The sequence below is a fragment of the Vibrio pomeroyi genome, from assembly GCF_024347595.1.
GTDB lineage: Bacteria > Pseudomonadota > Gammaproteobacteria > Enterobacterales > Vibrionaceae > Vibrio > Vibrio pomeroyi.
Genome location: NZ_AP025507.1, coordinates 803,309 through 827,987 on the forward strand (window position 1 = coordinate 803,309; position 24,679 = coordinate 827,987).

Genomic DNA, 24,679 nt, shown 5'->3' on the forward strand with positions numbered 1-24,679 from the left:
TATAAAAGGAAGTTTAGATTGGTAGAACAAAAAGACAGCTGGCTAGGTTGTGTTGAGTGGTTGTGTGAGCATTTTAATGTTCGCAGCCATCCTTCCAAAATAGTGTCTGGCCTACCTTTAGATGAAGGCCGGCTCAATGAATCCCTTTTTCCAAGAGCGATTGAGAAGTCGGGGTTAACGCTGAGCCACGTTAAAAAAGAATTACTGATTCAATGTCAGTTCCCTGTTGTTGCCGTTAATTCTGCGACAGGGACTCCTCTTGTCGTCACTCAAAGTTCCGGTGGCGACTTTCATGTATTGGATTGCGAAACTAATTCAAGCCAACAAACCCTTTTAAAAGACTTGGTTGCTAAAGTAGAACCGTATGTGTGGCAAGTGGGTGCTCAAGCGCTTGATGATGCCCGCGTACAATCCCATGAACGTAGCGAGAATAAATCCAATACTCGTTGGTTATGGCGTGTCGTCAAAGAAGTGAAGCCTTGGTATCGAGACCTGTTTATCGCTTCATTTTTGATCAACTTACTCGCGTTAGTTGTACCTCTGTTTACCATGAACGTTTACGACCGTGTGGTACCAAACCAAGCGTTTAATACCTTGTGGGTGTTGGCCGCAGGAGTGGGCATTGTCGTTATTTTTGATTGGGTGTTGAGAAGTTCACGAAGCTCTGTGACTGATATGGCTGGGCGCTATATTGATAACAAGTTGTCTTCTCAACTGTTCTCTAAAGTGCTCGGTATGAAGTTGGAAAATCGACCTCAATCGGTAGGTGCATTTGCCAGACAGCTTCAAGACTTCGACAGCGTGAAAGATTTTTTCACTTCCATATCTTTGGTCACGTTAGTCGACTTACCGTTCACCTTGTTATTCCTTTTCCTTATCGGTTGGCTCGGTGGGGCGATGATGTTCATACCTGTCGCGATCATGCTTGTTTTGATTGTGTTGAGCATAGCGATGAAAGGCAAAGTCGAGAAAACATTCGATGAAACCGCACGTTTATCAACACAAAGACAAGCGCAGCTGTTTGATTGTTTAACAACCCTTCCGGACATTAAACAAAATAACGCTGAAGGTATTACTCAAAAGCGTTGGGAGCAGACGATTTCATCGCTCTCTCAATGGCAGACTCAATCTCGCCACTATTCGAATATCGTGACGCACTCCATCCAGTCGAGTCAGCAGATTGTCACCATCACTCTGATCATCTTCGGTGTTTATCAGATCTCTGAAGGCCTATTGAGCATGGGCGGCTTGATAGCTGTGGTGATGTTGAGTGGACGCGCTGCGAGCTCGGTGAATCAACTTTCTCTTTTAATGCTGAGATTCCAACAAACACGATCGGCCGTCGAAGGCCTGAATCAAATCATGGAGTTACCTCAAGAAGAGTCTAAACACCAAGTAATCGATAAGGGGCACTTTGATGGCGGGGTTAGGTTGGATGAAGTCATGTTTACCTATCCAGAAACGCAAAGTCCTGCGTTAAAGGAAATCTCTCTTGAGATAAAACCGGGTGAACGAGTTGGCCTTGTGGGCGCAGCAGGAGCCGGAAAAACCACGCTTTTATCGATTGTTGCTCGCCAATATTTACCCACAACAGGGCAAGCTTTTTATCAAGAAATCGATGGGCAATTGTGGCCAACCAGTGTGTTGCGCAGTGGCATGGGCTGGGTAGGGCAAACCACCAATCTTATCTTCGGAAGTGTTTACGACAACGTCACGCTTGGGGCGACTAACGTTGATGAGGAGAAGTTGAGACAAGCTCTACAACAGTCGGGTTTGAATGGTTATATGGGGCGCTTAAGCAATGGCTTAGAAACGCCAGTTGGTGAAGGTGGCCGATTGCTTTCAGGGGGCCAACGCCAAGCTGTGGCGATAGCGAGAGCATTATATCGTTGTCCAAAGCTATTGATCATGGATGAGCCGACCAGCGCGTTAGATAACCAAGCTGAAATACAGTTCTTCAATGCACTACAAAGCATGCCGAGAGAAACCTCGATGCTGATCAGTTCGCATAAATCTTCTTTCTTGATGATGTGTGACCGTGTGATTGTGTTGGATAAAGGCCAGATCGTGGCTGAGGGTGAGCCAAAAGATATCCTCTCTCTACAGAAGAAAAGTGTTCCGAAAGGAATCAGTCGTTTTAAGACGGTTTCAGTGGTGAAGGGAGGTCGTCATGAGTAATGATATTCAGTGGACCAACAATCACTTGGCATTCCGTTCTCGTAAGCTGATTTGGCTAAGTGCTCTACTTATTGTCTCGATTATCGGTTGGGCGACGTGGGCAACACTAGAAGAAGTGGTGATCGGTGAAGGCAAAGTTGTGCCGAGCCTTTCAGTTCAAACCATTCAGAGTCTAGAAGGCGGCTTGGTTCAAGAGATCATGGTACGACAAGGTCAATCTGTCGTGAAAGGCCAACCTCTGGCTAAGCTAGAAGACACGCGTTTTAAAGCCGCTTTTCTAGAGTCGGCTCAACAAGCGGATACCTTACTTGCTCAACAATTAAGATTAAAGGCTGAACTGTCGACGGTTGTTTTAAATAACGATGCGAAAGAGTGGTATGAGCGAGTGGTCTTGGTGCCACAAGATATTGCTGTTGATGTATCAAGTCATCCCGCGTTGATGAACGCAAAAGCAAACTACCGAGAGCGCTTAGGTCAGTTGAAATCTGAGCTTGAAGAGGCGGCACTTCGCATTGAGCAACAAGACCAAGCGCGTGTTGATACGCTGAATAATATCCAGACTCTAGAAAGTAGCCTAGATATCGTTATTCGTGAACGCAACATGCTCAAAGACGTGGTCGCGAGCGGCGCGGTTGCTGAGGTTGAACTGCTGAAGCTGAACCGTGATGTGGTGAAGCTGAAAGGCGATATTGCCAGCTCAAAAGTGGCGGCTCAAAAACAGATAGCTGCTTACTCAGAATCGATAGCGGATCATCGCAGCATCGCACTCGACTTTCGTGCCAAGGTACAAGGTCAATTGAATGAAGTGGCCAGTAAAATCGCGCAATTGAACGAAAGCCAACAGGCGATTGCCGACCAGTTGAAACGAACTGAAATTTTGGCGCCCGTCGATGGCACGGTGAAAGAGATATTTGTTCGCACCATTGGCGGTGTGGTGAGGCCGGGTGAGCCAATTATTGAGCTGATTCCGTCGAACAGCCAGTTGATTGTTGAAGCCAGAATCTCGCCACAGGATATTGCCTTCGTGCATAAAGGTTTGGGCGCCACGATTAAATTCACTGCTTATGATTTTGTCATTTATGGTGGGCTTAAAGGCGAGGTGACTTATGTCAGTGCTGACGCCTTGCAAACAGAAGATGGCAACGCCTATTACCGAGCCCATATTCAGTTAAATGAAGACCAACAACAAAACTCTGCCTTTAGCATTATCCCAGGAATGCAAGTGGCGGTTGATATCTTAACCGGTGAAAAAACAGTATTGAGTTATTGGTTAAAACCTATTTTACGAGCTAAGGAAAACTCACTTCGCGAACGATGAAGTGGGTTAAAGCATAAATATAAAAGGAAGTGTAATGCATTCAAAATTCTTACTCTCTTCTTGCTTACTAATGAGCGGACTGTCTCAAGCAGCCTCATTGGAAGAGTCCGTGGCCTTTGCCATAGACTACAGCCCAGAGATATTGGCGCAGTACTCCCGATACCAGTCGGTGATAAGAGACGGTGACGCTGCAGGCGGTTTGTATATGCCGCAAGTTAATCTGTACGCGGCTGCAGGTTATGAAGAGACGCGTTATAACAGTGGTAGCAAACTTGACACTGATGACCGTGGACTAACGCGAACAGAAATCGGCGTTAAAGTCTCCCAGTTACTATTCGATGGTTTTAAAACAACGTCGAACGTCGACCGACTAACATTTGAAGCTGAGGCTGAACGTTTAACCCTGATTTCACGTGCTGAAAATGTATCGTTAGATGTGGTGAGAAACTATCTCGATATCTTGAAAGCTGAGACGCTGCTTGAACTGTCCAAGCGTAATGTAAAAGAGCATCAAGAAATCTATCAAGACATCCAAGATAAAAAGAGTAAAGGCCTAAGTAGTAACTCGGATCTGGCTCAAATCTCTGCTCGTGTTGCGACGGCGCAATCTTCATTGATAGCTGCTCAGAACAACCTGTTTGATTTGCAAACTCAGTACCTACGTTTAGTGGGCAAGCCTGCTGTAAATTTGGTTTATCCCCGTTTTGATTACGCTCTATTACCAAGCTCAGCACAGGTCGCACTTGAACAAGCTGTCGAGAATCACCCAGAAATCAAAGCCTCTTTGCTTGATATCGATGCCGCTCGGAAAGAGATGCGTAGAGAGAAAGGCGATTACTATCCAGAAGTAAAACTGGAACTTCATGCCAACAAAAATGACAACGTGTCTAACCCACCGGGTGGTGTTGATGAAGACGCGAGAATCATGCTGACCATGGATTATGATCTGTTTAACGGCTTCTCTACTGACTCTCGTGTTGAATCGTCAGCATGGCGTGTTGAAGAGGCAAGAGCGATTCGCGTGAGAACCGAGCGTGAAGTGAAAGAGGGTACTCAACTTGCTTGGAACGCCTACAAAATGCTTGAACAACAAAAGTCTCTACTTCAACAGAACGTGGACGCGGCCAAAATTGCAGAACTGGGTTACATCCAACAATTTAATGTAGGTAGACGAAGCCTGTTGGATGTACTCGATGCAAAAGTGGAAGTGTTCTTGGCTCGAAGAAACTTCATCAGCACTGAATACGATCAAACGTTAGCGGCATACCGCGTACTGAACGCGATGGGCATGTTGACCTACGCATTAAGGGTTGAACACCCAGAAGAGTGGCAAGGGGAGAACAAGTAATGAGATATTTTAAACTAGCGCTACTTAGTTCTATCTTGCTAATGGGTTGTGCAGAAACGCCCGACACGACAATGACTCGTCATCAAATTGATGATCTAGCGGATGATGACCGTGATGGGGTGATTAACCAACGCGATCTTTGTGCTGATACTCCAGAAGGCGTAACGGTAGATATTAAAGGCTGTGCCAATTGGAAAATCGTCGAAGATGTTGAAGTGTTAAGCGTGGCATTTGATTTCGATAAGTACGCCCTTAAACCTGAACATACTGCGGTACTCAATGAACTTGTTCGTTTACTGGGAGAACAGCCAGACGCATCGGTGACTTTGGTTGGCGATACCAGTTCTGAGGGTACAAACACTTATAACAAGGCACTGGCGAAGAAAAGGACTGGCGTGATTCGAGATGCACTGATTGACAGAGGCATCGATGGTGAGCGAATTTTCGAACAAGAATTTACCCAAATAACCAGCTTAACTCAGCATCTTCATAAGCGTAAGCGCAGGACCATCGCAGTGTTAAAAACAGAGAGCATGGAAGTGAATCCATCTTGGAATATCTTCACCTCAGAGATGCAGCTCGACAGTAACAGCGATGTGGAATCTAAGACATCGATTGACCCAGTAGGAGGCCAGTAATGAAACGTCTATCGAATAAATCGAGCTTACTACTTGCTGCTGTACCTATGTTGTTCTCGGCATCGACGTTCGCAAGTGATGCCAGTGAAATTGGTTTGGTCGCAATTGAGCCGAATATGCAGGGCCTTGTTGAAGACTTACTTAAGAGCCAAGAGATCGATCTAGATATCTTGCTGAGTGATAGCGTCCCAGAGCAGATGATCATGCAACGCTCACGCGTTGGTATTACTTCCAAAAAGTGGACTGACAAAGAGATGGCTAGGTTCGACATGCGCTACGGCTATAGGCCGACAGAGCTGATGTTTACCGCCGACGTGATTGCGATTTTAGCGAATGAGAATAACCCTGCAACATCCATCAGTGTCGCTGAACTTATCGATGTGTTTGGTTGCTCTAACGACCCTAAACATCCCAAATGGACGCCAAGTAGTGACACTCGAGGTGGTGAAAGCCTAGACACACACATGTTGCCTTTCGCTATCGACCATAATCTGCAAGGCCATACTACGTTTTCTAGTTGGGTCGAGTGTGGATCTGACGGAGAGTATGCGAATACTCAATTCTTAGCGGATCTGCCGGATCTGATTAACAAGATCGAAGACGAGGATGCCGCCATTGGTTACACCGTCTACTCAGATCAAATCTCAGATGTGAAATGGCTGAGTGTGGTTGATAATCTAGGTGTGAACTACGACTTAAACAAAGAGACGATCCTCTCTGGTCGTTACCCATTAGCCACGGTTTATTACATGTACCTGAATATTCCAGCGCATCGTAAAGGGTTTACTGAGCAAGAGAAGTTCTTTGTTGGGCTTACTTTGTCGGAAGAACATCAAAGCGTGTTGAATCAATACGGTTTCATCAGTTTGCCGCCAGAAGCCATTCAACGTAATAAAGTAAGACTATCGCTTGAAGAGCCAGCAATAGAAGGTGGCTATAAATAATTGGTATGATGTGTTGTATGTGAGGCATGGGAATGGTATTGTTAGTTCCGTAATGGTTCTCAACGTGACGAATTACGTTATTCGGCGATAGAATTTATCTAGCGGGCATGTATGCCCGTTTTTTTTCGCCTAAAATTTGTGGCTCTGGCGTTTGTTTGTTGATTGGTCGCGTATAATGGACGGTTCTTATCGCGCAAAATAAGCACAATCATGAGAACTTTTCCTACCTTAATCTTACCTTTGTTACTGGTTTTGAATGCCATTGTATTCTCCGTACAAGCAACCGAAAGCTGGTGGCTGCGAACGGTATTCAACACAAGTTCAGATCAGCCAAGTGCTCAAAACTATATTAACGATATCGATCTCATGGATTGTGGTGACATAGAAGGCACTCTGCTGTGCAGTGACCAAACCAAATATTACGATCTGGATGTTTACGTTGAACTGGAGTTAAGTGAATCAAGCATTGAAGTAGTCCGCATAAGCTTGCCGTATTCAAACCTAAGTTACACCAAGCTTCAGGCTTACCTTCGTCAAGATGGCTTTGCTCTGAGTTTTATTCGTATTGGGGAAGATGAGTTTGATGTCGTCGCTCAACTCGAACACGCAAAACGTGAGGGCGTTGGTTTTGATGAGGTAGATAAGCAGCTAGTAGAATTTATTAATGCGCCACACCATTCATCTGATCAAGTGAGTTTATGGAACGTTCCTAGCTCATCGAATGCTAGTTTGTCTTCTCCTCGGGTTCAGTTACACAGTGATGGTGATAACTTAACAGTTGAACTAAATCGCTTTTAATTGCTCAAATTTATAGATGCTTTCGTAATTCATTAGAGAGAATAAGCCTTTTGGAATAAAGGTTCACGGGCAGACAGCAAGTTATTATTCATTTTAGTGTTCGTTTTTCTGTGGCTCTCACATTTTTGGCAAGCGTTTACTTTTGCCATTTGTTATACGTTGAGCCTTCGGTAAAACGAGCATAGGATACGTTCAGTATTGATAAAGGAGACAACCCATGGTTGCAAGAGTAACGACAGCGCCACAAGGCCCAGAACTTTCTGAGTTGGTGCAAGGATACTGGCGTACAGCTGAATGGGGCATGACCCCGCAACAACGCCTGACTTTCCTTAAGCAGCACATTGATCTTGGCATCACAACTGTTGATCACGCGGATATCTACGGTAACTACCAATGTGAAAAGTTGTTTGGTGAAGCATTAGCGCTTGAGCCGAGCCTTCGTGATGATATTCAAATCGTCACCAAGTGCGATATCAATTTGTGTGGTGACCACACTCCTGATCGTAAGATCAATCACTATGACACCAGCGCGCACCATATTTACCAATCAGTAAATAACTCACTAGAGCGCCTCGGTGTTAACGATATCGACGTATTGCTGATTCATCGCCCAGATGTACTGATGGATGCCGATGAAGTAGCAGAAGCGTTCGCAGAGCTGCATAAAGTCGGTAAAGTTAAGCACTTTGGTGTTTCTAACTTTTCACCGCGTCAGTTCGAACTGCTTCAATCTCGCCTTGGTAAGCCATTAGTAACTAACCAAGTTGAAATTAACCCACTGAACTTCGAAGTTGCCCATGATGGCACGCTAGATCAACTGCAGATGAACCGCATTCGCCCAATGGCGTGGTCTTGTCTTGGTGGTGGTAGCATCTTCAGTGGAGATTCAGCACAAGCGATTCGTGTTCGTGATGAGCTAGAAGCGATTCGTCAAGAAGTGGGTGCAGACAGCGTTGATCAAGTGATTTACGCTTGGGTTCGTCGTTTACCGTCTAATCCAATTGCGATTATTGGCTCAGGTAAGATTGAACGTGTGGAGACGGCTGTTGATGCACTGAAAATTGAACTGACTCGCGAGCAGTGGTACCGCGTATGGGTAGCATCTAAAGGTCATGGTGTGCCATAGAAAGCAATTTACATAGAAGCAAAAGCCAGCTAAGAAGCTGGCTTTTTTGTGTTCGCCTAACATGTTGCTTCAAAACTGTGATTAAGGTGGAATAATTTTCAAAAACACTCATAATGCACTCTGTTTTTCACCAGTTGGATATTTCCATTGAGCACTTCAAAATTCTCTTCAATCGCCCTTAAACCAGAGCTTCTAAATACGTTAGATTCTCTTGGTTATACTGAAATGACGCCGATCCAAGCGTTAAGTCTTCCTACTATCCTAAATGGCAAGGACGTTATCGGTCAGGGTAAAACGGGTTCAGGTAAAACAGCTGCTTTTGGTTTAGGCGTGCTGCAGAACCTACGCGTTAAGCGTTTCCGTGTTCAGTCTTTAGTGTTATGTCCGACTCGTGAGCTTGCAGACCAAGTAGCAAAAGAGATCCGTACTCTTGCTCGTGGTATTCACAATATTAAAGTGCTGACACTATGTGGCGGTATGCCAATGGGCCCTCAGATTGGTTCACTAGAGCATGGCGCACACATTCTTGTGGGCACTCCTGGTCGTATTCTTGACCACCTAGAGAAAGGTCGCATTGACCTGTCTGAGCTGAATACACTTGTGTTAGATGAAGCGGATCGCATGCTAGAGATGGGTTTCCAAGACGCTTTGGATGCAGTGATTGAAGCGGCGCCAAAAGAACGCCAAACTCTGCTATTCAGTGCAACTTTCCCTAAACAGATCAAATCTGTTGCAGACCGCATTATGCGTAACCCAGAAATGGTGAAGGTTGAATCAACGCACGATCACTCAAGCATCCAGCAACACTTCTATAAGTTAGAAGGTTCTGAAGCTCGTGATGACGCTCTAGAGTTGCTGCTACTTCATCACCAACCGGAATCTGCGGTTGTGTTCTGTAACACCAAGAAAGAAGTGCAGAACGTAAACGATGAGCTAAGCCACCGTGGTTTCAGTGTCATCGAACTTCATGGCGATATGGAGCAGCGTGAACGTGACCAAGCTTTGGTTCAGTTCTCAAACAAAACGATCTCGATTCTAGTTGCGACAGACGTTGCGGCTCGTGGTCTTGATGTTGATAACCTAGACGCTGTATTCAATTTTGAATTGTCTCGCGACCCTGAAGTTCACGTACACCGCATTGGTCGTACTGGCCGTGCAGGAAGCAAAGGCGTCGCTATCAGCTTCTTTAGCGAGAAAGAGATGTACCGTGTTGCTCAAATTGATGAGTACATGGATATGCCGATTGAGCCATCTGAGCTTCCAGCAAAACCTATTGCTAAGCCGTACTACTCAAACATGGTAACCATTCAGATTGATGGCGGTAAGAAAGCTAAGCTTCGTGCAGGCGATATTCTTGGTGCATTGACTGGTCAAGGTGGTATTGATGGTAAATCAGTAGGTAAGATCAACCTATTTGCAATGCGTGCTTACGTTGCTGTAGAACGCTCTGTCGCTAAGAAAGCACTGAACAAGATTGAATCAGGTAAAATGAAGGGTCGTCAATTCCGCGCCCGAATCCTGAAGTAATTCGAGACTGAAGCCCTTTACTGCGAGCTGCCATTATTAACGGCGAAGCGGTAAAGGGTGTTTCACAAAATGCCACTCAAGTTTCTTCTCTTAGGTTTATCGACCTAGTCCTCTATATCAAAGCATTATTCATCGGGTCTTATCGAATAAAGATCGTTGATATGTTTTCCTTCGCTAACATACCAATTCATCGCTTCCTGTCGATTGTGAACGAATATCGTGATTGTGGTTATTGAACCATCATCAAAATAACAAAGCTCATATTCTAAATCGCTTGGGTGCTCAGGAATAGCGGCCATAGCTTGCCTCCCAAATATCAATCATTTGAAAACGCTACCCCGTTTCTTTTATAGGGTTCGTATTACGTCAAATGAGTAATAAAATTCAAGTTACATCACTGCCGTTAATTATTTTTAGTTTAATCATTTGCCTAAATAGATGGTTTAGCAAGGTTAAGTCTCAATTTATCTGAAAGTTTTTACGAACAGCTGCTTTTATAGCTAATGTTATAAGATCAAGAGTGAATCTGATAAAGCTGTTTACAGGTTCGCTGATCAGTAGAAGTTTGTGAGAGGGTGTAATGAGAAAATGCCGTTGGTTAATGTTATTGGTGTGCTTCCTATTTGCTGGGTGTGGGACTAAATTCGCCTATAACAATATCAGTTGGTTTGCGGTCAGCTATATCGAAGACTTTGTTTCCTTATCTAATAGTCAAGAGTCCGAGTTAGAAGCCCGTCTAGACTCATTGCAAGCCTGGCATAAAGAAACTCAACTCCCACTGTACATTTCGCAATTAGAAGCGCTTCAAAGTATTACTCGTCCTGATATGAACTCTGCGTTTATCGTCGACCAAAGTGAGCAAATTAAAAATCATATTCGCTCGATCGTTAATAAGTTTGCACCCGATGTTTACTCGTTAAGTATGCAACTTAGCGCTAAGCAAGATAGCGAGTTCTTAAAAAACTTTAGAGAAAAGCAGCAAGACTATTACGAAGAAAGATTGTCGTTGAATGACGAAGATTCCAGAGAGCGATATCGAAATCGGATAGAAGAGAGACTAGAGCGATGGCTAGGGTCGGTATCGAAAGAACAAAAGCAGATTATTTTTACTTGGTCTCAAGAGTGGGTAAATACCAACGATAACTGGCGCCAATATCAAAATAATACCTACCAAGATCTCACAACATTGATGGAAAAGAAGAGTGACCTGCATATCGCTCAGCCAATTATTATGAACTTGCTTCTGAACAACGAAGCTTATTATCCAGACGAATTGGAATCTAAGCTTAATAAGAATATGCAGACATCAGCCAAATTCTTGGCGGATATCGCCGCAACCAGTAGTGATAAGCAATGGTCTTATTTCATGAATGAATTAGAGAGCCTCAAATCTACACTGGTGACACTGCAGGAGTAGGGTACAAGTAAGCTTCGTTAATAACTAAAAAGGCTGATCGTGTTAAACCCATCAGCCTTTCAATCATTATCGTATGGTAAGGGTTTTAACCTCGATTACTCATCAACAGCTTTGGAATAGAGCCTTTCGCTGTCTTCGATATTTTTTGCATCAGTTGAAAGCTTGGCTGTTGAATGCCGTGGTCGCTTTGCAGTTCATCAATCATCAATAACCATAAGCGTGCTGTCATCTCTGAATCGGCTAACGCCCTGTGGAAAGTGCCGTCATTGTCGATATTCTTGAAACGCACAAGGTCGCCTAGCTTATGAGTCGGTGCGTCTTGGATTAGACGACGAGCAATCAGCATTGAGCATGCAAATTGTCCATTGTAATCGCGACCAATATTATCTAATTCCGCATCAAGAAAGCGCTTATCAAATGAGGCATTGTGAGCGACAAGTTGGCTGTCTTGAATGAAGTCTGCAAACTCTTCCATCACTTCACTGCAACTGGCCGCTGTGCTTAACATACGGTTACTGATTCCGGTATAACCTTCAATGAATCCACTGACACGAAACCCTGGGTTCATGAGTTGTTGGAAGGTGTCGACGACTTCGCCGTTAACGAGTTTCACCGCACCGATTTCAATCGCTCTGTCACCCATGTTTGGTGATAAGCCTGTGGTTTCGAAATCGAGAACGATAACGGAGTCTGCGGAGTTGGGAGCCATCGTGTTTCCTAATTGCTATTGTGTGGTATCGCTTTATATGAGGCGCTTGGTGCTATTACAAGTTAAGCTACTATGTGCCACTGCTGATAGTGAGCTCAGTGTAACCCGTCGTATCATCATGCTCTCTGTTGAAGGTCAAAGTATCGTAGCGGTGAACAATCAATTCAGCGGTGGTTGCGATAATCGTCCCCTCTAGCAGGTGCCCGCCAATCACATCACCACTCTCATCAGCAACGGATATATGAACGTGCTGGTGGTTAGGCGTTAACGTTGCCATCACAGATACGATTTCGAACGGAGCTTGAACTAGCTTGGTATTGTTGGCATTAGCTAAGCGAATATTGAGTTGAGAAACACATCCGACACAAGATGCGATAGAGCCTGCCGAGATATTATGCGCTGTCACTAGCCTCTGGATCTCGAGCTTTAGGTCTTGTCCTCGGGTTAATCTCGTTGCGATAGGAGTAATCATCTCAATACCTCGGTTTTATCTGTGTATCAAAGAACAAAACGAAGCCACATACGGCTTCGTTTAGGTCATAGGTTAGCTAGCTCGTTATCGCAGCCAGTTAAGCTTTGATAGTTTACTTGCCTTCTTTCTCTTGCTGTTCTCTTTTCTTCTTAGGAACGAAGTTCAGCACTGAAATAGGCACTTCTTTGCGTGGTTCGAAACCTTCCACTACACGACGCTCAATCAGGTGACCAAGGCGCTTTTCAATAATGCACAGGTTTTTGAAGTTGTCTTTTGATAGGAAAGAGATCGCTTCACCAGATGCATCAGCACGGCCTGTACGACCAATACGGTGAACGTAGTCGTCTGCTGGGAAAGGCAAGTCGTAGTTCACTACGCGGCTTAGGTTATCGATATCGATACCACGAGCAGCAACGCCAGTCGCTACCAAGTATTTTAGGCGACCTTTCTTGAAGTCAGCCAAGATCTTTTCACGGATCGCTTGGCTGCGTCCACTGTGGAAAGCTTCAGCCTGAATGCCACGTTTCTCTAGTTGAGCAACCAACTTAGCCGCGCCGTGCTTGGTCTCGATAAAGATAAGCGCTTGATCCCAATTGCCTTCGGTAATCATGTGGCTCAACAGTGCTGACTTACGGTCTTTATCTACTGTTACCAACCATTGTTCAATGTTTGCTTTAGACGCGTCAGTCTTCGCAATTGAAATCTCTTCCGCTTCGCTGATAGCACTTTTCGCTAGCGCACGAACTGGCGTTGAAAGCGTTGCTGAGAACAGTAGGTTTTGGATGTCTTGTGGTAAACGCGCAATGATCTTGTTGATGTCTTCAATGAACCCCATGTCCAGCATGCGGTCAGCTTCATCAAGAACTAATACTTCAACTTCATCAAAGTGAACGGCACGTTGTCCGTACATGTCGATCAAACGGCCAGGTGTTGCAACCAGAATATCAACACCTTCAATCAGACGATCTTTTTGATGTTGGTAAGACACACCACCGTACATCGCTAATGATGTTAGGTTTAGGAACTTCGCGTACTTAGTGATGTTCTGTTCAACCTGAACAGCCAGCTCACGAGTTGGTGTAAGAATCACGGCGCGAATACGTTTTTTACGCTGCGTTTCACCTTTGCTTAGCATTTCTAAGATAGGGAGAACAAAGCTCGCAGTTTTACCTGTACCTGTTTGTGCTGCCGCAATAAGGTTCTTACCAGAAAGAACAATCGGGATTGCTTTTTCTTGAATCGAAGTTGGCTTTTCATAGCCTTGTTTTGCAACGGCTTTAACAATAGGTGAGCTTAATCCAAGCTTGGAAAATGGCATAAGTTTCTCGGTATGATTTGGCTAAATAGCGATGGAAAGGTCCAACAATCTTATACAAGGATAAGATTAATGGCGGCATTCTACCATGTTGCTTGTGTACCGCTAGTAACATAGACACTTTAGTTGGATAATACTGGCTCAATAAGACGACGATAAGACAGGGAAGTATGGAAATTACGCCGAATGAACGCGAAGCAGTATATAAAACGATTTTTTCTCGCCGAGATGTTCGTGGTCAGTTTCTTCCTGATGAGATCCCAGAAGACGTTTTGATGCGAGTGTTAACCGCCGCGCACCATGCGCCTAGTGTCGGTTTTATGCAACCCTGGGACTTTGTCGTTGTTCGTGATATCGAAACCAAGCAACAAATTAAAGCGGGCTTCAATCAAGCGCATGCAGAATCCGCTGAAATGTTCACCGACGAGAAGCAGGCGATGTATAAGCGCTTAAAGTTGGAAGGTATTGTTGAATCACCTATCGGCATCTGCGTGACTTGCGACCGTAATCGAACTGGAAAGGTCGTGCTAGGTAGAACCATCAAACAAGAGATGGACTTATACAGCACAGTCTGTGCGGTTCAAAACTTGTGGCTTGCGGCAAGATCCGAAAACCTTGGATTAGGGTGGGTGAGCATCCTACATGATTCAACACTGAGAGACGCATTAGATATCCCAGAAAATATCGATATCGTGGCGTACTTATGTATCGGCTACGTTGACCACTTCAAAGATAAACCCGAACTTGAAACCATGGGTTGGTTACCAAGAAGAGACGTTAATTCAGCGATTCATGAAGGTAAGTGGAATCCTGAGCAGCTGCAGACTGATGGAAAGTAAATGCTTCAACAGAAACACTGATATTAAGATCTAAAAAAGGGCTCATTGAGCCCTTTTTGATATTTGCTTTAAACCGAAACCTTAAGCGATCTCAATTTTCTCAGCTTGGTTCTGCTCTGCCATAGACAGTGCTAAAGCTTCAGCAACTTTAATACCGTCGATACCAGCAGACAGGATGCCGCCTGCGTAGCCTGCGCCTTCACCTGCAGGGAAGAAGCCCTTAAGGTTGATGCTTTGGTAGTCTTTGCCACGCTTGATGCATACAGGAGAAGATGTACGAGTCTCAACACCTGTTAGTAGGCCGTCTGGTGTAGAGAAGCCTTTGATCTTCTTCTCGAACGCTGGGATTGCTTCACGAATCGCTTCGATAGCAAAATCAGGTAGCGCTTTTGAAATGTCTGTCAAGTGGATACCCGGCGTGAAAGACGGTTGTACTTCTCCGATCGCACTTGGATCGCGACCTTTCAGGAAGTCACCGATTTTTTGTGCTGGTGCATCGTAGTTTTCGCCACCAAGAACATAAGCACCGCTTTCTAGTTCACGTTGTAAACGGATACCAGCCAGTGCGTCACCTGGGTAATCACGTTCTGGGTCGATACCAACAACGATCGCACTGTTTGCGTTACGTTCTGCACGAGAGTATTGGCTCATGCCGTTTGTTACTACGCGGCCTTCTTCAGACGTTGCAGCAACCACAGTACCACCCGGGCACATACAGAAACTGTATACAGTGCGGCCATTCTTACAGTGGTGAACCAGCTTGTAGTCCGCCGCACCTAGAATTGGGTTGCCTGCATTTTTACCGAAGCGAGCTTCATCAATCATTGATTGCTTGTGTTCGATACGGAAACCCACAGAAAAAGGCTTCGCTTCCATGTAAACGCCACGGTCGTGTAGCATTTCGAACGTGTCACGAGCACTGTGACCAACGGCTAGTACAACGTGGCGAGACTTAATCTCTTCACCATTAGAAAGCGTTAAGCCAGTGATTTGACCGTCTTCCATGTGAACGTCGTCTACACGAGTGCTGAAACGGATTTCACCACCTAGTTCAATGATAGAAGCACGCATCTTTTCGATCATGGTAACCAGTTTGAAGGTACCGATGTGCGGCTTACTTACATATAGGATTTCTTCTGGTGCGCCAGCTGCAACGAACTCTTCGATTACTTTACGGCCGTAGTGTTTTGGATCTTTCACTTGGCTGTAAAGCTTACCGTCAGAGAAAGTACCTGCGCCGCCTTCACCAAACTGTACGTTTGATTCTGTGTTCAGAGTACGCTTACGCCAGAAACCAAAGGTATCTTTAGTACGTTCACGAACTTCTTTGCCACGTTCAACGATGATTGGGTTGAAGCCCATTTGAGCAAGCACCAGACCAGCGAACAAACCACAAGGGCCAAAGCCGATAACCACAGGGCGTTCAGTTTGGTTTTCAACGGCTTTAGCAACGAATTTGTATTCCATGTCTGGAGTCACTTTTACGTGCGGGTCGCTGATGAATTGCTCTAGCAGTTCAGCTTCGTTTTCAACGAGAACATCCAGCGTGTAGATAAGTAGGATCTTCGATTTCTTACGAGCATCGTAGCCACGTTTAAAGATATTAAAAGAAAGTACCTGATCAGAGTTAATACCAAGCTTCGCTTCAATCGCGTCTTGAATGGCAGACTCTTCGTGGTCTAGTGGAAGTTTAATTTCGGTTAAACGTATCATTTCGATGTCTCGTTTTTTATAGGTGTCTTAGCTAGACCACTTCTTAACACAGAGTTTGATGAAAACGCTGATGTTTAAAGATGCGATAAGCTCACAATGGCGCGCATTTTACGAGAAATTGATTTATCTGTCATACTAATTTGGAAACATGGAGCAAATAGACACGATATTAGAGCCGTATGATGTTGAATTTTGCTTTGGGATGAGTATTATCCCCATTCTTCAATTTTGACTAACTTATAGAGCAGAGCATCATGGCATTTGTCGTAGGCGATAATTGTATTCAATGTAAATACACAGACTGTGTGGCCGTGTGCCCCGCAGATGCGTTCCATGAAGGCCCGAATTTCATGGTAATTAACCCGATCGAATGCATCGATTGTGGTTTATGTGTACCTGAATGTGATGCTCAAGCGATCTTCCAAGAAGACGAATTACCAGAAGATCAAAAGATCTTTATTGAAGTGAATGCTGAGCTTGCTGAAATTTGGCCTGTGCAAACGGAAGTCAAAGCACCAATGGATGACGCTGAAAAGTGGAATGGTGTGTCTGATAAGTTGGCAATGCTAGAGAAGTAATTCTGCTACTTGAAATAAATCTCCCCTAAAAAGATCCCCGACTCAGTCGTCCTCCTTCTCGAGGATGACGGCTGGTATGAACTTACCACGAGACTGTATTTTCACGTCATTCCCTACTGCGAGAGACGAGCAAGATAGGGAATCTTGCTCTTTATATCCGTGAATTCTGGATAGTCGTTTAACTTTGAATTGGTTAACTATGTTGACGACGCATGTTGTCAAGGATGATACCTGTCGCCATTGCTACGTTCAGAGATTCAGCGCCACCGAATGCTGGAATCGTAATCTTGTCTGTAACGAACTTCGCTGCATGTTCACGGATACCGTGAGACTCGCTACCCATCAGCAAAATGCCATTTGCAGTGAAGTCAGTCTTATGAACACTTTCACCTTCTAAAAACGCGCCGTAAACAGGCAAGTTCGCTTGCTCTAAGTAAGCTGGTAAGTCCGTTTGGCTTACGTGTACCCGGCCAAAGCTACCCATAGTTGCACTGATCGTTTTAGGGTTATATGGGTCTGCGCAATCGCTACTCGCAACTATATGCTTAATGCCATACCAGTCTGCCACGCGAATAATTGTACCTAGGTTACCTGGGTCAGAAACACCATCCAGCGCAATCATTAAGCCTGTCGCTTCTGGTAATTCAACCTTTGGAATCTCAACCACAGCAATCGCGGCATTGTTACTTACTAGAGTGCTTGCTTTGGTTAGGTCGTCTAGCGAGGCTTCAACACAATCAAACTCAATCAGTGATGCGTGATTCTCTGATAAGAAATCAGCAGTGGCAAAGACGTTCTTTACGACTAAGTCACTATTGAACAGTTCAAGAACGTTCTTTTCACCTTGAACTAGAAACAAGCCGTGGGCTTTACGTTGTTTCTTTTGGCCCAAAGCACGAAGGAGTTTTAATTGGTTTTTTGAAATCATGTTTTTATCCTAGATATAAGCCCGCGCATTATAGAGCAAAGGTTGGATAACCAAAAGCGTGATGGCTCAATGCGATCCATATAAAAAGCAAAAGCGACCCACTTAAAAAAGAAAAGCGCACTAAATAGCGCGCTCTTATGGGATTACTTACCTAAGTTAAGTTGAACTGACAGCTTAATACGGAGCAGGGTAGCGCTTAAACACCGTGTTGATATCGGTAAGGATCTCTTCTGACAGCGGTTTACGGAACGCCGCCACGTTTTCTTTCAACTGTTCCATGGTGGTTGCGCCAATAATGGCCGAGGTAACACCGTCGACTTGATTACACCACGCTAATGCCAGTTGACTCGGTGTGAACCCATGAGCGTTCGCCACTTCCACGTATCCTTTCACCGCTTCGTTTGCAGATTCAGTGTCACGGAAAATGCCTTTACGCTGCATGTACGTCCAGCGACTGCCTTCCGGTCTTGCACCATCAATGTATTTACCACTCAACATACCTGCAGCCAAAGGTGACCAAGGCAGGTAAGCGACATCTTCATGCACACAGTTCTCAATCAAATATGGCCAATCTTTCGCGTGCAGTAGGCTGAATTCATTCTGAATAGAGACCATGCGCGGCAAATCGTGTTTCTCACTCAGCTTAAGGTACGTGTTAATGCCCCAAGTTGTGTCATCTGAAAGGCCGACATGACGAATCTTACCCGCCTTAATACAGCTCGCTAATGCTTGAAGGATCTCCAACATCTCCGCTTCATGTTGCTTTCGGTCGATATCGCTGAATCGAATGTGATTTGGGAAATGCTTACCAAAGTGAGGAGTGGTGCGATTTGGCCAGTGAAGTTGGTAAAGATCAATATAGTCGGTTTGCAGGCGTTGTAATGACGCATCAACTGCGGCGATCACGGCTTCACCCGTTATCGGTCCACCATCTCGAACCCAAGGCAGTCCTGGCCCCGCAATTTTACTCGCAATGATTAACTCTTGGCGGCGTTGTGGATTACGAGACAGCCAGTTACCGATGATCGCTTCTGTTTTGCCGTAGGTATCTGGAGAAGGCGGAACCGCGTACATTTCTGCCGTATCAATAAAGTTAATGCCTTGGCTTAATACGTATTCGATCTGTTGGTCGGCTTGCTGTTGCGTATTTTGAAGCCCCCAAGTCATGCTACCAAGACAGATTCGGGAAACGGGAATTTGACTACTTCCTAGTTTTGAATATTCCATTGAATTCGGGATTCCTGTGGTTAAGTTCTCTGGTACTCGCATAAAAGTATTTGAAAAGAGGGCGAGTGAGGAATGAAAACGAATATGAATTATTAGCACAAAATGGGACGACAAGGTATGGCTTGGGGAAGTTTAATGAGTCATTTCTCAGCGTGGCGAGTGAGATGGCGATGTACTCGAGTAACTATAGGGGCAGGTATAGATGCAGGTATGGGCGAAGGTCGGAAAGGAAAGAGTGCGAATAGGCTGCCGCCTGAATAGGACTTATTGGAAATAGGGAAGAAAGGTCTAAAGACAAAGAGCTCTACATCATAGAGAAGTAGAGCTCTTTATTAGGGGTTCTATAAATACGTTCTGAGTATTATCAAGTTACGAGGTCGCGTTGGTATCAAATCCACCTTGGGATTGCGCGAGCCTTAGAGCTTCCTGCCTTTGAACTTCTTTCTCAGTCAATACTGGTTGAAGTGCTTCCTCAGAGGCTTGAGGAGAAAAAATAAAATACTTATTAATCGTCATAACTGTGTCTCCGTGTAACGTATGACAGATTCTGCATCAGGGATAAATTGTGATCATCATCCACTTTGTACTTTTTTTAGGCTGAGAGCGAAGGGCGTAGAATGCGTACAAAGCGATCGCTTATCATCCGTATGCAATATTGGAACTGACGAAACCCTCTGATTTCAAGTATAGGAAGCTCGTCTAATTTCGCACAATAATGATTTAGAGCAATTACATAGATGGTCAGGGGCGTAAGATGAAAAACCTCGCTACTGACTCTGCGTAGGTAATTTCCTAACAATAAAATACTTACCTATATTAAGTATTAAGTCAGTAAATCAATTACTTAATCCATGGTGAGATGAATTATGGAAAAGCTTGTAGAACGTTTTCTGAATTACGTTACTTTTGATACCAAATCCGATCCTTCTAATCAGCAGTGCCCAAGTTCACCGGGTCAAATCACCTTTGCTGAAGCCTTAAAGTCAGAATTGATCGCATTAGACTTAGTTGATGTGTCTTTAGATGAAAATGGATATTTGATGGCGAAACTGCCGTCGAACGTCGATTTCCCAGTACCTGCGATTGGCTTTGTCGCACACATGGATACCGCTCCTGATGCATCCGGCGCGAACGTGAAACCACAGGTGATTAAAGATTACCAAGGTGGAACGATTGAGCTAGGCACAAGTGGAGAATGCTTAAACCCAAGCCAATACCCAGATCTTGATACTCTGCATGGTCATGACCTTATTACGACCGATGGCACGACGTTACTGGGTGCCGACAATAAAGCGGGCATCGCTGAAATCATCAGCGCGATTGCTTACCTAAAAGCGAATCTTGAAATTAAACACGGTGACATCTGCATTGGTTTTACGCCGGATGAAGAGATCGGCCGTGGTGCAAACCTGTTTGATGTAGAGAAGTTTGGCGCAGAGTGGGCGTACACCATTGATGGTGGTCCAGTCGGTGAGTTGGAATTTGAGAATTTTAATGCCACAAGTGCTGATGTTATTTGCCATGGCGTAAATGTTCACCCGGGTACTGCGAAAGGTAAAATGGTGAACTCGATGAACATTGCAGCGCAGTTCCAATTGATGATGCCAGCACAAGAAACCCCTGAATGCACAGAAGGCTATGAAGGTTTCTACCACCTGAAATCGGCTGAAATGGGTGTTGCTCGTTCCGAACTAGGCTACATCATCCGTGATTTTGAGCGTGAGGGTGTAGAAGCGCGTAAGGTGTTCATGCAACAGAAAGTCGATGAACTGAACGAACGCCTAGAGAAAGGCCATGTTGAGTTGGTACTGACTGATAGTTACTTCAACATGAAAGAGATGGTTGAACCTCATCAGCACATTATTGAGTTGGCGAAGCAAGCGATGATCGAGTGCGATGTGGAGCCAATGATCAAACCGATCCGTGGCGGTACAGACGGTGCTCGCCTATCGTTCATGGGGCTACCATGTCCGAATATCTTTACTGGCGGCTATAACTTCCACGGTATTCATGAGTTCATTACCATCCAAGGTATGGAACAGGCGGTAAAAGTGATTGTGGAACTGTCTCAACGTACCGCTTTGCATTACCAGAAATAGCAACCTATAACGCGATATCTCTTTGTATTTTTGAGAGTATTCAATAATACTCTCTTTAAGCATAAGGGAGTACGCGATGAAAAAGTTAGTTTTACTTTGCACCCACCTAGCCGTGGGTGCTGTTGGTTTTGGGCTTGGTGTTTATGCATTGCCTATCTTGATTGAACCTGATTCTCCATCTTCGAGTTCAGTTGAAGCTATTTCACAACAAGCTATTTATACCGGCGAATTCAGTAAAGATCGCCAAGACAGTGATTTCTTACACTGGGGAGAGGGCATCGTCTCGGTTTCAGAAAATGCGATTGCGTTTGAAGGCGAGCTGGCTCCGGGGCCGGACTACAAGGTTTACCTCTCTCCTAAGTTTATTGAAACCGAACAAGCCTTCAATGACAGCAAGAGCGACTTATTGAGAGTGGGAGATGTAAAAACATTCGACCGATTTATGGTTGAGCTTCCAGAAGGTGTTGATCTTAATCGATTTAATACCGTTGTGATTTGGTGTGAAACTTTTGGCCAATTTATTACTTCTGCTCAGATAAAATGATAGCCTTAGCTAAGCTGATTTAGGCATGTAAAAAAAGCGCTCTACTTTTGAGCGCTTTTTTATAATGCCGTTTACGGCTGCTTTGTTGTTAAAGCTGCTAGCTGCTGTATCGCTAGCCGTTGTAAAGCTCACTGTTGTAATGCTAAGGATTAAGTAATGGAAAAAGTGTGGCAAGTAATAGATTTCCTACTCGCTCATAAGTTTATTTTTAGTGCGCTGATTATCAGTCTTATTTTAATCATCCGCCGAATCACCTTGTCTCGCATTAGAGGTGATGTCGCTTTCCTTAGCGAAGACCAACGTAACTGGATGTCCCGTACCAAAAACGGCACCTTTGCGATTATTGTTATTACGCTGTTTATTCTCTGGAAATCTGAAATCAGTGAGTTTGCTCTGTCTGTGACTGCGATTGCCGTTGCGATAGTTGTGGCTTCGAAAGAGATCATCTTGTGTTTTACTGGCTCGATTCAACGTGCGAGTTCACGTTCATTCCGAATCGGTGACTGGATTGAGGTGGGTAAAATCAGTGGTGAGGTGATTGAACACAATCTGATGGCGACTGTGATTCAAGAAATCGACTTGTATCATGGTCAATACCACTTCACAGGAAAGACAGCGACGCTGCCTAACAGCATGTTCTTTACTTATCCTGTAAAGAATCTCAACTTCATGAAGCGTTACGTTTACCATAGCTTTACGGTGACAGTGAAAGACTTCGTTAACCTGTACCCAATGGTGCCGGGTCTTATCGTCAAAATTGAAGAGCATTGTGAAGAGTTTATCGATGTCGCTCGTCGTTATAACGGTGTAATCGAAAAGCACGCTGGCGTCGACCTTCCGGGCTCTGAGCCGCATATCCACATCACAAGCAGTTCAACGGGTGAGCAAGAAGTCCACTTTATGATTTTCTGCCCGACGGAAAAAGCGATTCACCTAGAGCAAGACATCCGCAAAGACTTCATGGAAGCGTACGCTGAAGAGTTTCCAGCTACCGCATAATCCTCGCTTCATTTGTGAATGAACAAGCCGAATAAAAAGAAAGCCGAGAGCGATATCATCGACTCTCGGCTTTTTTGTATCTTCTTAATCAATCAATAAACAGATTAACCAACTGAAGTTAGTCTAAGTCAGCTATTGGCAACCAATCGACTTGTACGCCAGCTTGTTCAAACATATCTTGGCTTACCTTGATCTTGTCTCCCCAGCGAGAAAGGAAATCTTCACTTTGCTCAGGGCAGTGAACCGCAGAGATACCTGTTTGAATGATCTTCGCTGCACAGTTTGGACAAGGGAAGTGAGTCACCCAGATTTCACAGCTGTCTAAATCACGCTTAGCAAACAAGATTGCGTTTTCTTCTGCGTGTAAGGTTTTTAGGTATTTCATCTCACGATCATCAGTATCAGCGCTATCTGATACACCATGAGGATAGCCGTTAAAGCCTACTGAAACGATACGGTTGTGTTTGGTGATCACAGCGCCAACTTGAGTGGATGGATCTTTACTCCAAGAGCCAACCAGCTCCGCCATTTGATAAAAACGTTTAGCCCATTTTGAAATCATGTGAATTACCTTAAGTAATTAAATATGAATACTTATCTACGAAGATACATGATGTTAATCAATATACCTAGTTACCAATAGCGAGAAAGGCTCATTTGAGGTGATTTTGTTATCTACTTGTAAGTGTTTTATAAGCATCAGGTTTCTCGTTACACGTTGAAACACTTTTGCGAGTTATAATTGATATTCCTCGGACATTTGAAGCAATTGTGTTACGTAACTTTTATGCTGTTCAATTTCTCATAAGTGACGGTATAACCATGCGTAAAAAGTTAATCCTTACGGCTCTTGCAAGCTCTCTTATTCTTGCTGGATGTGGGCAAGATGCTCAGAATGCCAAGCAAGCGCCTTTACCTCTCGTAGCTGTACAGGATGTTAGCGTTGTTTCTCACCAGCAAAGTAAGTCGTACATCGGTCGTATTGAAGCCGTAGAAGACACGGCGATCACGGCGCAGGTTTCTGGCTATCTACAAAGCCGTCACTTCAAAGAAGGCCAAATGGTCGAGAAGGGTCAATTGCTTTACTCAATTGAGCCTTCATCATTTGAAGCGGAAGTAGCAAGCGCGAAAGCGGCTGTTGCTCAAGCGAATGCCAACCTTAAAAAAGCCGAACTTGATTTCAACCGTGGTAAGAACCTACTTCCTAAGGGCAGTATTTCTCAATCGGAATTTGATGCATTAACGGCAAACCTATTAGGTTCTCAAGCACAGCTAGAAGCAAGCCAAGCTCAGTTAAACGCCGCGAATGTCCAACTTTCTCACACCCAAATTATCGCGCCTTTCTCTGGAAGAATCAGTGACACTAAAGTAAGTAAAGGTGACCTAGTTTCACCGTCTTCAGGTGTACTAACGACTTTGGTTAGCCTAGACCCAATCCACGCATCGTTCAGCATCAGTGAGCGTGAGCGTATTGAGTTAGGTATGGATCGTATTGAAGGTGACGGCAGCAGCGATTCTGACCGTGTTGAAGTGCAAATCATGCTTGAAAATGGCGAAGCATTCGAACACCTAGGTCAGCTCGATTTCTTGGGAAACCGTATCAACCTAAACACTGGTACGATCGCGATGCGCGCGATTGCCGATAACCCAGACCAGCAATTGCTTCCTGGCCAGCACGTTCGTGTTGATCTGCGTGAAAAGCAATCTATTGATGTTGTCACTATTCCTCGCCGCGCAGTTCAAACTGATCTTGAAGGTGACTTTGTTATGGTGCTAGTTGAAGGCGAAGCTGCTCCTGTGGCTGAACGTAGAAACATCGAGATGGGTCGTCAGGTTGAAGGTGGTGTGATTGTTCACTCTGGACTAGAGAAGGACGATGCAGTTATCACTCAAGGCTTACAGCGTGTGCGTAATGGTATGTCTGTGCGCATTCAACCTGCTGCTGAAAAAGCTGAGTAAGGG

Annotated in this window: 24 protein-coding genes; 15 read left to right on the forward strand and 9 right to left on the reverse strand. The window is 44.7% G+C overall.

Annotated features, from left to right (window positions below):
- Positions 1-18 precede the first annotated feature (18 nt).
- From OCV12_RS19690 to dbpA, 8 genes are all read left to right on the forward strand, one after another.
- On the forward strand, positions 19-2,178 hold the full coding sequence (locus tag OCV12_RS19690) for a type I secretion system permease/ATPase (RefSeq protein WP_261886988.1): 2,160 nt from the start codon (positions 19-21) through the stop codon (positions 2,176-2,178).
- The gene (locus tag OCV12_RS19695; RefSeq protein ID WP_107898391.1) at positions 2,171-3,496 is read left to right on the forward strand and encodes an HlyD family type I secretion periplasmic adaptor subunit; all 1,326 of its coding nucleotides are present in this window, start codon (positions 2,171-2,173) and stop codon (positions 3,494-3,496) included. Before OCV12_RS19690 ends, OCV12_RS19695 begins: the two co-directional genes overlap by 8 nt.
- Positions 3,497-3,530: 34 nt before the next feature.
- Entirely contained in the window at positions 3,531-4,844 is a 1,314-nt protein-coding gene (locus tag OCV12_RS19700) for a TolC family outer membrane protein (RefSeq protein WP_048661132.1), read from the forward strand.
- Positions 4,844-5,482, forward strand: coding sequence for an OmpA family protein (locus OCV12_RS19705; RefSeq protein WP_261886989.1), 639 nt, complete (start codon positions 4,844-4,846; stop codon positions 5,480-5,482). Before OCV12_RS19700 ends, OCV12_RS19705 begins: the two co-directional genes overlap by 1 nt.
- Positions 5,482-6,426 (forward strand): PstS family phosphate ABC transporter substrate-binding protein, encoded by a 945-nt coding sequence (locus tag OCV12_RS19710; RefSeq protein ID WP_261886990.1) that lies wholly within the window; start codon positions 5,482-5,484, stop codon positions 6,424-6,426. Before OCV12_RS19705 ends, OCV12_RS19710 begins: the two co-directional genes overlap by 1 nt.
- A gap of 210 nt (positions 6,427-6,636) precedes the next feature.
- A complete protein-coding gene (locus tag OCV12_RS19715) occupies positions 6,637-7,224 on the forward strand; it encodes a hypothetical protein (RefSeq protein ID WP_261886991.1) in 588 nt (195 codons plus the stop codon).
- A gap of 217 nt (positions 7,225-7,441) precedes the next feature.
- The gene (locus OCV12_RS19720) at positions 7,442-8,350 is read left to right on the forward strand and encodes an aldo/keto reductase (protein WP_261886992.1); all 909 of its coding nucleotides are present in this window, start codon (positions 7,442-7,444) and stop codon (positions 8,348-8,350) included.
- Between the two features lie 147 nt (positions 8,351-8,497).
- Positions 8,498-9,877, forward strand: a complete 1,380-nt coding sequence (dbpA, locus tag OCV12_RS19725) for an ATP-dependent RNA helicase DbpA (protein WP_017064348.1) — start codon at positions 8,498-8,500, stop codon at positions 9,875-9,877.
- 125 nt (positions 9,878-10,002) lie between these two features.
- Here the strand turns inward: dbpA and OCV12_RS19730 are convergent, their stop codons facing one another.
- Positions 10,003-10,176, reverse strand: coding sequence for a hypothetical protein (locus OCV12_RS19730; RefSeq protein WP_017630126.1), 174 nt, complete (start codon positions 10,174-10,176; stop codon positions 10,003-10,005).
- 281 nt (positions 10,177-10,457) lie between these two features.
- Between OCV12_RS19730 and OCV12_RS19735 the strand changes: the two genes are divergently transcribed.
- A complete protein-coding gene (locus OCV12_RS19735; protein ID WP_261886993.1) occupies positions 10,458-11,294 on the forward strand; it encodes a DUF6279 family lipoprotein in 837 nt (278 codons plus the stop codon).
- 85 nt (positions 11,295-11,379) lie between these two features.
- On the opposite strand, the gene OCV12_RS19740 is transcribed toward OCV12_RS19735, so the two are convergent.
- From OCV12_RS19740 to OCV12_RS19750, 3 genes are all read right to left on the reverse strand, one after another.
- Positions 11,380-12,003: a 3'-5' exonuclease gene (locus OCV12_RS19740; protein WP_048661139.1), complete on the reverse strand. Its 624-nt coding sequence runs from the start codon at positions 12,001-12,003 to the stop codon at positions 11,380-11,382.
- A gap of 70 nt (positions 12,004-12,073) precedes the next feature.
- Positions 12,074-12,475 (reverse strand): PPC domain-containing DNA-binding protein, encoded by a 402-nt coding sequence (locus tag OCV12_RS19745; RefSeq protein ID WP_261886994.1) that lies wholly within the window; start codon positions 12,473-12,475, stop codon positions 12,074-12,076.
- Positions 12,476-12,587: 112 nt separating this feature from the next.
- Positions 12,588-13,793, reverse strand: a complete 1,206-nt coding sequence (locus OCV12_RS19750; RefSeq protein WP_017630130.1) for a DEAD/DEAH box helicase — start codon at positions 13,791-13,793, stop codon at positions 12,588-12,590.
- A 167-nt stretch (positions 13,794-13,960) separates the two neighbouring features.
- Between OCV12_RS19750 and bluB the strand changes: the two genes are divergently transcribed.
- On the forward strand, positions 13,961-14,629 hold the full coding sequence (gene bluB, locus OCV12_RS19755) for a 5,6-dimethylbenzimidazole synthase (RefSeq protein ID WP_261886995.1): 669 nt from the start codon (positions 13,961-13,963) through the stop codon (positions 14,627-14,629).
- An 81-nt stretch (positions 14,630-14,710) separates the two neighbouring features.
- Here the strand turns inward: bluB and OCV12_RS19760 are convergent, their stop codons facing one another.
- Positions 14,711-16,342, reverse strand: a complete 1,632-nt coding sequence (locus OCV12_RS19760; protein ID WP_017631335.1) for an NAD(P)/FAD-dependent oxidoreductase — start codon at positions 16,340-16,342, stop codon at positions 14,711-14,713.
- A gap of 254 nt (positions 16,343-16,596) precedes the next feature.
- Here OCV12_RS19760 and fdxA point away from each other — a divergent pair, with 254 nt between their 5' ends.
- Positions 16,597-16,920 carry a ferredoxin FdxA gene (fdxA, locus tag OCV12_RS19765; RefSeq protein WP_017631334.1) on the forward strand — a complete coding sequence of 108 codons (324 nt, stop codon included), beginning with the start codon at positions 16,597-16,599 and terminating at the stop codon, positions 16,918-16,920.
- 193 nt (positions 16,921-17,113) lie between these two features.
- Here the strand turns inward: fdxA and OCV12_RS19770 are convergent, their stop codons facing one another.
- The 3 genes from OCV12_RS19770 to OCV12_RS19780 all read right to left on the reverse strand — a co-directional run bounded on the left by OCV12_RS19770 (position 17,114) and on the right by OCV12_RS19780 (position 19,591).
- Positions 17,114-17,848: an RNA methyltransferase gene (locus OCV12_RS19770; protein WP_017631333.1), complete on the reverse strand. Its 735-nt coding sequence runs from the start codon at positions 17,846-17,848 to the stop codon at positions 17,114-17,116.
- 174 nt (positions 17,849-18,022) lie between these two features.
- Positions 18,023-19,015 (reverse strand): aldo/keto reductase, encoded by a 993-nt coding sequence (locus OCV12_RS19775; RefSeq protein WP_261887150.1) that lies wholly within the window; start codon positions 19,013-19,015, stop codon positions 18,023-18,025.
- Positions 19,016-19,444: 429 nt separating this feature from the next.
- A complete protein-coding gene (locus OCV12_RS19780) occupies positions 19,445-19,591 on the reverse strand; it encodes a hypothetical protein (protein ID WP_008215590.1) in 147 nt (48 codons plus the stop codon).
- A gap of 350 nt (positions 19,592-19,941) precedes the next feature.
- On the opposite strand from OCV12_RS19780, the gene pepT reads away from it, so the two are divergent.
- From pepT to OCV12_RS19795, 3 genes are all read left to right on the forward strand, one after another.
- Positions 19,942-21,174 carry a peptidase T gene (gene pepT, locus OCV12_RS19785; protein ID WP_261886996.1) on the forward strand — a complete coding sequence of 411 codons (1,233 nt, stop codon included), beginning with the start codon at positions 19,942-19,944 and terminating at the stop codon, positions 21,172-21,174.
- A gap of 76 nt (positions 21,175-21,250) precedes the next feature.
- The gene (locus OCV12_RS19790; RefSeq protein WP_261886997.1) at positions 21,251-21,718 is read left to right on the forward strand and encodes a DM13 domain-containing protein; all 468 of its coding nucleotides are present in this window, start codon (positions 21,251-21,253) and stop codon (positions 21,716-21,718) included.
- A gap of 156 nt (positions 21,719-21,874) precedes the next feature.
- Positions 21,875-22,717, forward strand: a complete 843-nt coding sequence (locus OCV12_RS19795; RefSeq protein ID WP_213865138.1) for a mechanosensitive ion channel family protein — start codon at positions 21,875-21,877, stop codon at positions 22,715-22,717.
- A gap of 118 nt (positions 22,718-22,835) precedes the next feature.
- On the opposite strand, the gene OCV12_RS19800 is transcribed toward OCV12_RS19795, so the two are convergent.
- Positions 22,836-23,279 (reverse strand): dCMP deaminase family protein, encoded by a 444-nt coding sequence (locus OCV12_RS19800; protein WP_017058015.1) that lies wholly within the window; start codon positions 23,277-23,279, stop codon positions 22,836-22,838.
- Positions 23,280-23,539: 260 nt separating this feature from the next.
- On the opposite strand from OCV12_RS19800, the gene OCV12_RS19805 reads away from it, so the two are divergent.
- Positions 23,540-24,676 carry an efflux RND transporter periplasmic adaptor subunit gene (locus tag OCV12_RS19805; RefSeq protein WP_239848530.1) on the forward strand — a complete coding sequence of 379 codons (1,137 nt, stop codon included), beginning with the start codon at positions 23,540-23,542 and terminating at the stop codon, positions 24,674-24,676.
- The last annotated feature ends 3 nt before the right edge of the window (positions 24,677-24,679 follow it).